We start from the raw sequence: 12,649 nt of genomic DNA, 5'->3' as shown, positions 1-12,649 counted from the left end.
AAAAGGGACTAGGGCGCTCATAAAGACTCATACTCAACTCGGCTACTTGAATAACCAGGACTTCAGTATCTTGGTCACCCTGGGCATAACAATATAAGTCATCAGCAATACTTGGGTAAGGACAACCAACAAGGTACGTAACCCAATGGGCAACTCAGCTAACCAACTGCCAAAAACTAGATTAATCGCCATCACCAGCGTAAACACCACGACAACCAGTACTAACGCCATTTTATGAGGTGAAGGCGGCTTTTGTGCCGGCAGTTCAGGTAGGTCAAACCAGAACTCCAAACCAGTGCCGCGACGGGTAACTGCTTCACCATCAACCCAGGGTTCAATTTTCTCCAACCACTGAGTCCGAATATCAGAATCTTCCCAGCGCCGACAGTCTTCATAACTGGCAAAACGATAAATAATCACATACTGCTGACGGGTTGCTGCACAGGGGCGTAATACACTTGCGCCTTGATGGCCGGGAAAGTCGCGTGCCGCATCGATTACATCGGAGATCCAAGCCTCATATTCTGCTTCACAACCTGGCTTTACCTTACGGGAAATGCTCACGGTCACAGGTTCAGAGTCTGCGGCAGCCAATAGCATCTTTTTATCTTCTAATGACATCTATCCCTCCATAAAAGCGCTGTGTAATGATCGGCTTATTCTCTAAGCCGCCACTTACTGTAGCAAACTAGAAAATAACCCTCTTATTTTCTTTTACTTTGACAAAAAATAATCTTGAGCAGAGTGCCCACGGCACACAAGAAGGTCAAACTGGCACGAAAGGAGATCGCTCGCCTTTCCTGATCAATTTACTATCCTATGATCAGCAATCAGCTGTAATACAACCTATCAGTGGAACAGAAACTTCTCAGGCAAATAATATTCTATTTCTGGACATCGTGAAGGAATCATAAGCACTCACAAAAGTTTATCTACAACAAAGTGCTTCATTCCCCCCTATCGTTGACCGAAGGATGCCAAACACTTTTGTCTCAGTGTTATCGAATACTTTTGTTTCGCTGTGCAATGATCAATAAAAACAAAAAGGATGGATTCAATGAAGCTCAAACGATCAACCCTATTAATAGCTTCTGCCCTGCTCTCTTTTAATCTACATGCAGCACAAACCACAGATGCCATTGCACCGGAAGTGGCCAGTGGTTTTACCGAAAAAGCCAGTGTCAGTGCCGATGATTTTATGGTCGCTGCCGCCAATCCATTGGCGGTAAAGGCCGGTTATGAGGTGCTAAAAGCAGGTGGCACAGCTATTGATGCCATGGTTGCGGTACAGGCGATGCTGGGCTTGGTAGAGCCTCAATCCTCAGGTCTAGGCGGTGGTGCATTTCTGGTTTATTACGATGCAGAAAGTCAAAAAATGACCACTTTTGATGGCCGTGAAACAGCACCGATGGCTGCAACTCCAGAGCTATTTCAGGACAAAAATGGTGAACCACTGCAGTTCTTTGATGCTGTTGTAGGTGGTCGTTCAGTGGGCACCCCGGGAACGGTCAAGCTCATGGCTGAATTGCACGCCCGCTACGGCAACCAGAACTGGGCTAAATTGCTGGAGCCTGCACAAATCACTGCTGAGCAGGGGTTCATCGTATCGTCGCGCTTAGCGGGCGCTATTGCAAAAGATCAGAAGCGACTCAGCCGCTACCCTGATACCCAGGCTTATTTTTTCACCCCTGATGGTGAACCTCTTGCTGAGGGCAGTCTACTAAAGAACCCAGAGTACGCTAACACCCTGGCCACACTGGCTAAAGAAGGTTCAGCAGCGTTTTATCACGGTCAAATCGGTCAGGATATCGTCAATCGAGTGAACAATATTCCTGATAATCCTGGCTTGTTAACCCGGCAGGATTTGGCCAACTATCAAATAAAGGAGCGTTCGGTAACCTGTGCCCCTTATCGTCAATATGATATCTGTGGCATGGGGCCTCCAAGCTCAGGGGCGCTAACCGTGGGGCAGATTCTGGGGATCAGCAGCCACTTTGACCTGAAAGCCATGGGGGCAGATAGTCCGCAGGCATGGCAGATTATTGGCGATGCTTCCCGCTTAGCTTTTGCTGATCGCGGCCGCTATATGGCTGATACCGATTATGTGCCTATGCCAGAAGGTCTTCTGGATGCCAACTATCTGGCAGCGCGAGCCAAATTAATCACCCCAGGTCAGGCACTAGAAGAAGCCAATGCCGGTGAACCCCGCTGGGAAAAAGCCATGACCCAAGCGGATGATGAGTCTATTGAGTTACCATCGACTACTCACCTGGTGATCGTGGACAAAGCAGGTAATATCGTTTCGATGACCAGCACAATTGAGAACGGTTTTGGCTCCCGTGTGATGAGTAACGGCTTTTTGCTTAATAACGAATTGACGGATTTCTCCTTTGCCAGTCATAAAAACGGTTACCCTATTGCCAATCGACTGGAGCCGGGTAAACGTCCTCGTTCTTCCATGGCACCCACTATTGTGATGAAAGACGGCAAACCTTATATGGCTATCGGCTCGCCGGGTGGATCACGCATTATCGGTTATGTTGCCTCCAGTCTGATCGCTCATATCGATTGGGGCATGCCGATTCAACAAGCTGTGAGCCTGCCTCGCTTGATTAATCGCTTTGGCACCTATGATCTGGAAAAAGGCACAACCGCTGAGCAGTTTAAAACACCGCTGGAACAGATGGGTTTTAAGGTGAATGTACGTGACCTGAACTCAGGCCTGCATGCCATCCACTTTGATAATGGCAAGTTAGTGGGTGCGGCTGATCCGCGACGTGAGGGAATAGCGCTGGGGGATTAATCTGCATCCTTTCAAGCGACACAGAAGTAAAACAGGGGCTTATAAAAAGCCCCTGTTTCTTGCAGCATTGATATCACCGTCTACACTGATGTGGAGTGCCTGAGGAGATGGACATATGTACTTAGTTCGTTTGATTTACTGTAGTGCTGTAACTCATGAGCTTAATATGCAGGAAGTAGAACAAATTATATCTACTGCCAAAGAGAATAACGGGAAGGTTGAAGTGACGGGTCTGCTATGCTTTAACCGCAAATACTTCCTTCAATGCCTGGAAGGTGCCCGCACCAATGTAAACAAGGTCTATCACAATATTCTGAATGATCCCCGTCATCATCAAGTTGTACTTTTGGAGTACGATGAAATCTCTCGACGGGAATTTTCTGACTGGGCAATGGGTTGTGTACCGGAAAGTGATCTAACTAAGCCGCTGTGTATTAAGTACTCCGGGAACTCTGAGTTTAATCCTTATGAGATGCGCGGTGAAAGCTGTTTGGGCATGATGCTGGAGTTACGGAATAGCGTGGCGCTTATTTAAGTGATCGATTTTGAAAAGCTGGAGGCGATGCTTCTAATAATAACCATTGAGTCCTGGGTCGTATAAAGCCATGGAGCTGCATATCCGTGATGTAAACAGTATGCCGTTCAGTACGTTGTTTCAGGTCAACAGGTTGTCAGGTAAGGATGCTTTTAAGAGCCTATAATTCAATCTGTATTCTTTTTCTAAGTGCTCTAAAAACATCTGGCAATTCTCTTTACCCCTTCCAATACTTCTTCCGGTTTACAGGCGCAGCAGTTGATCCTTAGATAGCGGCTATAGAGATCGCTGGTCGGAGAGAACACATCCCCAGGCAGAAACAGCACACCTTTTTCCAGGGCTTTTTGGTGAATCGGCATCGCCTGATAAGGTTCCGGGAGTTCGACCCAAAGCACAAATCCCGCTTGCGGTAGTGATACGCGGGTGCCTTGCGGGAAGCGCTGTAAGATCCACTCCCTGGTTTTCTGTACCCGTTCGGCATGCTGTCCTCTATGTTTATTGACTGCTTTCTGATACCAGCCTTTTTCCAGCATTGTTGCAATGGTGAGCTGGCATGGTGTGCTGACACTGACATTACTGATAAATTTGCTAGTGGTGATTTGTGTTAGCTGATGACTGGGCAGCAGCCAGCCTACCCGTAAAGCCGGTGACAGACTTTTTGAGAAGGAGCCGCATTGGCTGACTAAGCCGTAGTTATCCAATGCTTTTAGCGAGCGGGAGTTATGGTTATGGTAAGTCAGGTCCAGATTGATCACATCTTCAATTAGATGAGTACCATGATTGTGGCACAGTTCTATCAGTGCCTGTTTCTTGTCATCAGGCATAACAAAACCCAGGGGATTATGGCCTACGGGGTTGACCACGCAGGCGTTCACCTTGATTGCAGACATCATGGTAGCCAAATGTTTCAGGTCGATTCCTGTTTCGGGAGAAGTCGGGATCTCCAGCGCTCTTAAACCCAGGCTTTCAAGTTGTAGCAACACAGTAAAGTAGGTGGGAGATTCGATGGCGATGACATCGCCAGGTTGGGTGCTGTTAATTAAAGCCAGTCGTAGTGCTTCGGTGCAGCCGTTGGTGATCAGAAGTTGCTCTGCACTGCATGGTATTTCTTTCTGCTGCAGATATTCTGCCAGCGCGGCCTGCAAGGCCGGTTCACCGCTACTGGGACTATAGCTGCCATAAGCCCAGCGCTGGCGTTGGCTAATACGACGTTGCGCTTTGGCTATGGTATCCAAGGGTAGAAGCTGTGGTTCCGGTACTGCTGTACCAAGATTGATGACAGGTTGTTGGCGGGTGAGAGCCAGCATCTGTACTACCAATTCACCAATTTGTACCCGCTTGGCCCCTGGATCTGGTGCTGGGACTTGTGGTTGCAGCTGAGGGTCGGATTTTGTTGTAAGGAAATAGCCGGAGCGAGGCCGTACCTGAATCAGGCCGTCATCAATCAATACCTGATAAGCGCTCTGAGCGGTGCTTAAGCTAATGGAAAAGCGCTCGCTGATCTGACGTAAGCTGGGAAGCTTCTGTGTTGGGTCTTTATGCTGTGAGATCAGCTGTTTGAGCTTTTGACTGGCGCTTAGATACAGATGGGCATCTTTACTGGTGTTATTTTGCTTATTTTTTACCATCTGTTTGCTCTTTTAGGTTTTAGATCTGATTTTATTGATCTGTTTGCTTGATATTGTATCTGTGTGTTGGTGGTTAGCTTATCTGTCTCTATTCTGTTTGCCTAGTACGTTTCCATAATAGTTGTACGTAAGACTGTTACGGCTGCGGTCGATAACGGGCAGTAACAGGCACTAAATGAACCACAATAAACGGCGAAAAAGGAGAGCTCCTATGGCCCTACAGCTGGATATCCCTGCACAGATATCCCCCCAGATACCTGAAATACAGACATTGTCGTTATCGGATTACGGCAAACGTTTACCCGGTTCGCCGGTCAGAGAGATACTGTCAGTGAGTCAGCAACCGGGAATGATCTCTTTTGCCGGCGGCTTGCCTGATGCTGTTGTTATGCCAGAGCTACCACAACTATCATCACAGGAGTTGGCCAGTGTGGTTCAGTATGGGACTTCAGAGGGAGAGAGGCTGCTAAAACAGCAACTGGTAAGCTGGTTGTCTGGTGAAGGATTAGCTTGTGAAGAAGGTCAAATTCTGATCACTTCTGGTTCTCAGCAAGGGCTGGATCTGGCTGCACGTTTGCTGGTTGATCCTGGCAGTGAAGTGATTGTTGAAGATCCCAGTTATCTGGCAATGTTACAGATTTTGAATGGTTTAGGTGCTGAGCTATTGCCTTTTACATTATCTGGTCATGGGAACGACCTGGATGCGTTGGAGCAGTTGTTACAAACACGTCAACCTCGAATGCTCTATCTTATCCCAACGTTTCAGAACCCAACCGGATACTGCTACAGCGAGCAGGAGCGCATCGATATTGCGCAGCTGGTTGACCGTTACGGTGTTGTTTTGGTTGAGGATGATCCTTATCGGGCGCTGAACTATGATGGAGTCTTTACCCGCCCTATCTGCCATTACGTGAAGCAGTCGCCCTGGATCTATTTGGGTTCTTTTTCCAAAATGTTGTGGCCAGGTCTGCGCACTGGTTTTATGGTGGCTCATCCTGAGCTATATCCTTATCTGTATCGGGCAAAACAGGCAACGGATCTACACACTAATCGTTTAGGGCAGTTGTTGATTGCTCGCTTTCTGCAACAGGGTACCTTGCCTACTCACATTGAACAGCTACAGAAACATTACCGATCTAAGCGTGACAATATGCATCGCTTACTGGTTGATTACTTGCCCAAAGGGGTTAGTTGGCAATCTCCTGCCGGGGGGATGTTTTTTTGGTTGACGCTGGAGGCGGATTGTCAGCGCCTACTTCAGCAGGGGATCGAAGCAGGGGTTGTTGTCTTGCCGGGTAGCTCTTTTACTATTGCGGCAGATGGAAATCGCTGTTTGCGTTTAAGCTTCAGTCAGATCTCTTTACCAGAGATGGAGGAGGGGATTAAGCGTTTAGTGATGCTTTTATCGTAGAGATTCGCTTAGATCTCTTGAGGTCTGTCTAGAGATTAATCCTGGAAGAGGCGCTTGATCTTAAATGGATTGGCTCTATTTTGGGGCGGCTTGTTTGACTATAATGTGAAAAATGCTCCTGAGTACTCAGGAGCATTTTTCGTTACAGCTATCTATCTTTAACCCATATACCAGTCAGTTTCCATCTGGCTGAGCATATAGCTCATAATCTGTTCCATACGCTGGTTGGCTTCACTAAACAACTCCAAATCAACAAGCATCGCCTCTGCTGGTTGACAATGAGGGCCGTCGTCGATTTCATGGGCGCAGGCATCAATCAATTCTTTTGCTGCTTCAGGTGTGGTTTCCAGGTGGAATTGAAGCGCAACAACCCGATCCTGATAGATAAAACCCTGGTTCTCACAACCGTCGCTGGTACCGATAGGAATCGCGCCATCAGGCAGGCCAAACGTATCGCCATGCCAGTGGAATGCCTGGAATTGTTGCGGTAACCCCAGCACCATGGCATTAGGTGTGGCTGTGATCGGATACCAGCCGATCTCGCGGTGCTCATTTTTCTTAATTTTTGCACCCAGTACATTGGCTACCAGCTGTGCACCTAAGCAGATGCCCAGAACCATTTTTCCCTGCTCAATGGCTTCGCTGATAAAGTGCTTTTCTTCTTTAAGCCAAGGCACTTTTTTAGTGTCGTTCACGCCCATAGGGCCACCCAGAATCAACAGCATATCGTAGCTGTCCTGATCAGGCAGAGAATCGCCAGCGTAAAAACGAGTCAAGGTAAGCAGGTATTCATTTTTTTCAGCCCAGCGAGCAATACTGCCCGGGCCTTCGTAAGGAACATGTTGTAAAACATGTATGCGCATTGGTCGTGATGCCTCAATTGCTTTGAATTCTGAATCTGGGAAGCTTGTACATACGGCTACCAGGGTGACTTCTTCCTAGTTTAAACAGCCTATGTGGAAAATTAGTGCTATTGCCTAATAGAAGGAGCAAGCCCTCCTTGATTTTTCGGGATAGCAGCACATAAGCAGGAAAAAGGAGAGTGGCGATCAGCGTATCACCAGATAGGTATGGGTAGACGATATGAATAGCTGTATTGCGAGCATACAGAGGCTTGGATGTACCTATAGCAATAGGAGACACTAACTTTGAATACAGCCCAGGAGGCTCACTTGTCGCTACCATAGCACCAGATCGATTTTGTATATAAGTTCAGGAGAATAACAGGATTAAACTAAGATGCAATAACACCTTAATAGTTCCTTTGCCGAAGAGGTCAGGCTGTGAAGTCTTGTTTCTATTGCCCTGTCTGGACTGAGATAATAACTTGAATTGAGGGATGAAAAAGATGCCCGCAATCGCAACCTTTCGGAAAACACTGCGGGCCAAACATTGGCTTGAGGATAACATCTTGCAGATTGTTAGACCGAACCTACAGGAAGTTAGGGCTGATTAGAGCGTTATCGCAAGGGCTCTACAAAGCTTGAGTACTCTACTAATCAGCTTATTCTACTAACCAGCTTACTCTACTAACCAACTTACTCTAGGCACTAACCAATTTACCTCTACAGCCTCTATCGACAGTTGGTTGTACGCCTTTGGTTTGTATTCTGCCTTATAGCATAGCTTCTTAAGAGGCCTTCTTTATATCAGGCTGGTACTGGTTCCTGCATCAAGCTTTCATCCTGTTCACTCAATAACACTTCGGTCAGCGCTGCCGCAACGACCTGAGCTGCTTCTTGCCAGTTATGCTCCAGCATCACACCGTGACCGGAGTCGATCCAGTGTGGTTTGCAGCTGTATGTAGCAGCGGTCATGGTGACAATCACTTTAGGCACTAAGCGATCATGTAGTGCACCAACCACCGCAATCGGAGTTTTAGCAACTTCAAATGGGTTCGGTAGATTGTGCCAACTCATGTCCCATAACAGACGCTGGGATTCCGGTACCAGATATTCCAACCAAGCATCCAGTTTCTCCTGTTCAACCGGTCCGGCAAACAGATAGCGGCGTAGCTGTTCTGTTGTTGCCAGTTCTGGCATCAGATAAGTCTGAGTCATCTCCATTGTGATCAGCGGATCTTGCCAGAAGCTTTGCCAGGATAGCGGCATCATACCCTGAGGGGGAATACTGCTGATCAGTACAGCACCTCGGTAAATATGTTTACTGAGAAAACGCTGGACAACCATACCTCCCATAGAGTGACCTATCAAAATGGGCGGTTGCTTATGGCTCATCTCAATAGTTTGAATCGTATCTTTCAGATCTTGTACATAATCATTCAGAGAGTATTGACCCATAGGGTCCGGCGCAGATGACCTGCCGTGCCCCCGTAAACTAACGGCATAAGCGTGATATCCATGCTCTGCAAACCAGTCCAGGAAGTGCTCTTCCCATACCCATGCTCCGCAAAAGATACCGTGTACAAAAAGCACAGGGACGGCGTCGTGCTGCTTCGCTTTACGATAGACTAACTCTAGTTTTGAAATGCCCACACTGCACTCCTGTTGCAAACGGGTTTTAAATCTTTGGCCTGCTAGACCTGGTGTATCTTGGCAGAGGTCTATCAGGAACGCTCATTGTGTTAAAACTAAACCAGATCTAACACTGGCTGATGTATTGAGCCTTAGGCTAGTCTGATTTGTTTGCGTTTTTGCGACAGCGAGATGAGTTTAGTCTATTTTCTGAATATCAGCTTGATTTTTCATCGCAGGAAACTCTCTTTAGTTAGTGTTTGGGTTACTCCCAACGATAGCAGGCCATAGAAAGAAAGCCGTATTCAAAGCTATCGTGGATAACTTCACCCCGATTCGGTTTTTGGTTGCCGCTACTGGCCCCTGCTGCGACAAGTAAAGGCACAAAGTGCTCAGGTGTCGGGTGATTTTCCAAGCCATAAGGCACTTTATCGTATGATAATAAAGCATCTTTATCACCAGAAGTTACCGCTTGGTTTAACCAGTCTATAAAGCCTTGAGCTTCAGTCAATACAGTCTGCCCGGGTTGACGACGGCGATTAAAGTAACTCAGGTTATGGGTCGCAGCGCCGCTACCGATTATCAGAATGTTCTCCCTTCTAAAGGCCTGTAATGCTTGACCAATCTGCCAGTATGTACTGCTCGTGACACCCCTGGGTAGAGAGATCTGAATTACAGGAATATCTGCTTCAGGATAGATCAGCTTTAATGGTGACCATGCGCCGTGATCTATACCTCGGGTTTCATGTAGACGAGCGTCAAAATCCCACTTCTGTAACTGTTTTTGTACCCTGTCAGCCAGTTCTGGCGCACCTGGAGCAGGGTAAATCATACGATACAGAGCGTCGGGGAAACCATAAAAGTCATGTATAGTTTCAGGCTCAGGACTGGCGGTGATTCCAATAATAGGGGCCGGTGTTTCCCAATGTGCCGATGCCACAATAATTGCATCAGGTCTGGCTAACTGCGTTGCCAGCTGTTGATAAAAATGTTTGGCAGGGGAGTCACTCAGAATCAAATCAGGTGAACCATGGGAGAGAAACAGACTGGGTTGAACTGTTTTACTGGCTTGATCCGGGTTCATAAAAAACCTCCAGGTACTCAAAGTAATATGTGCTTGATAGTGATATAGAGTTAATAGCGGTGCTGACCGTGTTGTCATTAAGATCCGGCGAATTAGATATAGTGTAGATTTCTCGTCTCATGACAAAAAGTAGGCTAATAGGAACTCAGCATTAACTAAGGGTTGATAGTGATAGATGAGAATTGGGGAGGGGAAAGAGAGCTTGCCATTACTATAAAGGGATTGCCTTTAAATTAGCATTACGCCAAGACTTGGAGCGGGCATCGAAACATATGATAATGCTCCGGTTTAGAACAGCACTGATTTAAAACTGTATATTCACAGCTGTACATTCATAAAAACAGCGACTCCAAACACAACAGGTAAAACAATGTCTGATAATTGGCCTACGGTTGATCTGTATTTCACCGAACAGGGTGAAGGCTTTCCCCTGATCATTATTCATGGGTTATTTGGTTCGGCAGATAACTGGCGGACATTGGCCAAGAAGTTTGCAGAAAACTATAAAGTCTATTGTGTTGATCTGCGCAATCACGGTCGTTCACCTCATGTCGAGAGCATGAACTACCATGCCATGGCGGCGGATCTTGAGCAGTTTATGGTGGCTCAACAAATAGAACAGGCGCATATCATTGGCCACTCTATGGGAGGGAAGGTTGCTATGCAGTTGGCGCTGAATCATCCTGAGAGAATAGCTAAGCTAATAGTAGCAGATATAGCGCCAGTAACTTACGAGCATGGCCATGATGATGTGATTGCGGCTTTTTATGCAGTACGTGCCGCCGGTGGCGTGGCTTCCCGCAAGGAAGGCGATGTGCTGATGAGTGAGTATGTGAAAGAGCTGGGCGTACGTCAGTTCCTGATGACCAATCTGGAGAAAAAAGAGACCGGCAAGCTGGAGTGGCGTGTGGGTCTGGATCAGATTCGTGATGACTATGAATCCGTTGTACAGGCTCCGGCAGGTACACCGTTTAATGGTAAGGCCCTGTTTATCCGAGGCGGTCACTCCCATTATGTATTGGATAGCTACTGGCCGCAGATTGAGGCGCTGTTCCCACAGGCCCAGCTCAGCACGATTGACGGTGCGGGTCACTGGTTACATGCTGAAAAGCCGCTGGATTTCTTCGATACTGTAAGTCAGTTTCTGGCGGATTAAGTGTAATCACATTGCGATGATTGTAGGGTTGAACCCTACCGCGCAGTTACCCGTCTGTAAAATTATTGCTGGAAGCCGATTAGGCTTCCAGTGGAATTAAATGTAAATGTTCGCCCTGCTTCTTCAGCTGGCTGATTAGTATCTTATAAATATCTCGATCAAATGCTGGCAGATTATCGCTGATCTGTTTATCGCCATAGGTCGTTTTCGCTTGTTCCAAGCTATTAAAACGCCCTAGATAACGCCAGTTATCAAATAGCAAAAAATCCGACTGATAATTTTTACCATCGAACCCAATATAAGGTGCTTTGGCAATCTCTTCGATCACAAGTGCTCCCGGGTAAGGCCAGGCGTTGAGACGAATTCGATTGAGTACATCATGCTGACGTTGTAGATAGATCTCTTCATCTTCTTTACCGGCACAAACGCCATCACAGCGGCCAATCTGACTGCCAAAACAGGCCCCTTTACCTTTCTCTAAGCCCGGCTTTTTCAGGCATAGGCGAAACTCTTCACTGAGTTTACGTAGTGTCTGGTCGGCATCTCTTTTATTACGGAACAGACCATAAAACTGCTCGCATTGATGAAGGTTCAGTCTGCAGGCGTCGACAACTTGTGGGGTTTGGGCTATGGAACCATTCCACTGCAAGCTCACCAATTGCTGCTTTTTACGTAGCTGACGGTTAAATACAGGGCAAAGCTGTTTAACTAGGCTGGCCTCCAGTAACAGGGCACCCAGTTCCCCTGCTGTTGAGCGGTATTCAATATGGCGCACTTGCTGTAGCAACTGCATCTCTTTATTGGAATGACGATCATCATAAAAGTGGGATCGGATACGACTACGTAATGTTACACTCTTGCCTACATAGAGCGGCAGCTCATTTTCACCATAAAACAGATAAACCCCTGCAGTATCGGGAATATCCATAATCTGGCCTGGGTCAATATGACTAGGCAAAGCCTGCTGGCGCATCACCTGATCTGCGCCATCATTAATGCTTTCGATACTGACCCGTTCTGGCAGGCTATTAAACCAGCCAACCAGGGCTTGGGTATCACTCATGGCGCGATGTCGGTTTTCGCTAGGGATATTGGCAGCGGCTAGCAGCGCATCAAGATTATGCTTCTGTTGCTTTGGAAATAAACGACGGGAGAGCTTGACTGTACATAGTACCTGGCAGTGCAGCTGTTCGTTTACACGGTTAAATTCATTGCGCAGAAAACCGTAATCAAAACGAGCGTTATGGGCGACTAGAGTAAAGCCTTGTAGTTTACCTCTTACTATATCAATCACCTCTTTAAACTCGGGAGCGTCGTCGACCATAGCCTGATGAATACCTGTCAGGTGCTGAATCTGCTCCGGGATCTTCATTTTGGGATTGATCAGCTGACTCCAGCGATCCAGCTCCTGGCCGTTTTGATAGCGAATAATAGCAATCTCGGTAATACGGTCTTTTGTGGTTCTAAGGCCTGTAGTTTCCAGATCAATAAAGGCCAAGGGCTGCAGGTTAAAGTCGGTACTTGGGCTTGCTGAGGGCATAGTGTCACACTGCGTCGC

Annotated in this window: 10 protein-coding genes; 4 read left to right on the top strand and 6 right to left on the bottom strand. The window is 47.2% G+C overall.

What is annotated here, in order from left to right; genetic code table 11:
* Positions 1-42: 42 nt before the first annotated feature.
* Positions 43-621 (bottom strand): antibiotic biosynthesis monooxygenase, encoded by a 579-nt coding sequence (locus H579_RS0108535; RefSeq protein ID WP_051227456.1) that lies wholly within the window; start codon positions 619-621, stop codon positions 43-45.
* A 436-nt stretch (positions 622-1,057) separates the two neighbouring features.
* Between H579_RS0108535 and ggt the strand changes: the two genes are divergently transcribed.
* A complete protein-coding gene (ggt, locus tag H579_RS0108530) occupies positions 1,058-2,803 on the top strand; it encodes a gamma-glutamyltransferase (protein ID WP_028300319.1) in 1,746 nt (581 codons plus the stop codon).
* 115 nt (positions 2,804-2,918) lie between these two features.
* Complete coding sequence (locus H579_RS0108525) at positions 2,919-3,338, top strand: BLUF domain-containing protein (protein WP_028300318.1); 420 nt, start codon at positions 2,919-2,921, stop codon at positions 3,336-3,338.
* 194 nt (positions 3,339-3,532) lie between these two features.
* On the opposite strand, the gene H579_RS24920 is transcribed toward H579_RS0108525, so the two are convergent.
* Positions 3,533-4,966, bottom strand: a complete 1,434-nt coding sequence (locus H579_RS24920; protein WP_051227455.1) for an aminotransferase-like domain-containing protein — start codon at positions 4,964-4,966, stop codon at positions 3,533-3,535.
* Positions 4,967-5,177: 211 nt separating this feature from the next.
* Between H579_RS24920 and H579_RS0108515 the strand changes: the two genes are divergently transcribed.
* Positions 5,178-6,377 (top strand): aminotransferase-like domain-containing protein, encoded by a 1,200-nt coding sequence (locus H579_RS0108515; RefSeq protein WP_157834580.1) that lies wholly within the window; start codon positions 5,178-5,180, stop codon positions 6,375-6,377.
* A gap of 158 nt (positions 6,378-6,535) precedes the next feature.
* Here H579_RS0108515 and H579_RS0108510 read toward each other — a convergent pair whose 3' ends face one another.
* From H579_RS0108510 to H579_RS0108495, 3 genes are all read right to left on the bottom strand, one after another.
* Positions 6,536-7,240: a type 1 glutamine amidotransferase gene (locus H579_RS0108510; RefSeq protein WP_028300316.1), complete on the bottom strand. Its 705-nt coding sequence runs from the start codon at positions 7,238-7,240 to the stop codon at positions 6,536-6,538.
* 786 nt (positions 7,241-8,026) lie between these two features.
* On the bottom strand, positions 8,027-8,872 hold the full coding sequence (locus H579_RS24915) for an alpha/beta hydrolase (protein ID WP_036565812.1): 846 nt from the start codon (positions 8,870-8,872) through the stop codon (positions 8,027-8,029).
* A 244-nt stretch (positions 8,873-9,116) separates the two neighbouring features.
* Positions 9,117-9,935, bottom strand: a complete 819-nt coding sequence (locus H579_RS0108495) for a DODA-type extradiol aromatic ring-opening family dioxygenase (protein ID WP_028300315.1) — start codon at positions 9,933-9,935, stop codon at positions 9,117-9,119.
* Between the two features lie 370 nt (positions 9,936-10,305).
* On the opposite strand from H579_RS0108495, the gene H579_RS0108490 reads away from it, so the two are divergent.
* Positions 10,306-11,091, top strand: a complete 786-nt coding sequence (locus H579_RS0108490) for an alpha/beta fold hydrolase (RefSeq protein WP_036565809.1) — start codon at positions 10,306-10,308, stop codon at positions 11,089-11,091.
* 79 nt (positions 11,092-11,170) lie between these two features.
* Here H579_RS0108490 and H579_RS0108485 read toward each other — a convergent pair whose 3' ends face one another.
* Entirely contained in the window at positions 11,171-12,631 is a 1,461-nt protein-coding gene (locus H579_RS0108485) for an exonuclease domain-containing protein (protein ID WP_051227454.1), read from the bottom strand.
* Positions 12,632-12,649 lie beyond the last annotated feature (18 nt).

Origin of the sequence: Oceanospirillum beijerinckii DSM 7166 (assembly GCF_000422425.1) — a bacterium.
In the GTDB taxonomy this organism is placed as follows: domain Bacteria; phylum Pseudomonadota; class Gammaproteobacteria; order Pseudomonadales; family Halomonadaceae; genus Oceanospirillum; species Oceanospirillum beijerinckii.
This window is presented reverse-complemented; position numbering and strand designations above follow the sequence as displayed.

Excerpts from the sequence above, each read along its gene's own strand:
- H579_RS0108490 (WP_036565809.1), top strand. The coding sequence starts at position 10,306 with ATGTCTGATAATTGGCCTACGGTTGATCTGTATTTCACCGAACAGGGT.
- H579_RS0108485 (WP_051227454.1), bottom strand. The coding sequence starts at position 12,631 with ATGCCCTCAGCAAGCCCAAGTACCGACTTTAACCTGCAGCCCTTGGCC.
- H579_RS0108510 (WP_028300316.1), bottom strand. The coding sequence starts at position 7,240 with ATGCGCATACATGTTTTACAACATGTTCCTTACGAAGGCCCGGGCAGT.
- H579_RS24920 (WP_051227455.1), bottom strand. The coding sequence starts at position 4,966 with ATGGTAAAAAATAAGCAAAATAACACCAGTAAAGATGCCCATCTGTAT.
- H579_RS0108515 (WP_157834580.1), top strand. The coding sequence starts at position 5,178 with ATGGCCCTACAGCTGGATATCCCTGCACAGATATCCCCCCAGATACCT.
- ggt (WP_028300319.1), top strand. The coding sequence starts at position 1,058 with ATGAAGCTCAAACGATCAACCCTATTAATAGCTTCTGCCCTGCTCTCT.
- H579_RS0108535 (WP_051227456.1), bottom strand. The coding sequence starts at position 621 with ATGTCATTAGAAGATAAAAAGATGCTATTGGCTGCCGCAGACTCTGAA.
- H579_RS0108525 (WP_028300318.1), top strand. The coding sequence starts at position 2,919 with ATGTACTTAGTTCGTTTGATTTACTGTAGTGCTGTAACTCATGAGCTT.
- H579_RS0108495 (WP_028300315.1), bottom strand. The coding sequence starts at position 9,935 with ATGAACCCGGATCAAGCCAGTAAAACAGTTCAACCCAGTCTGTTTCTC.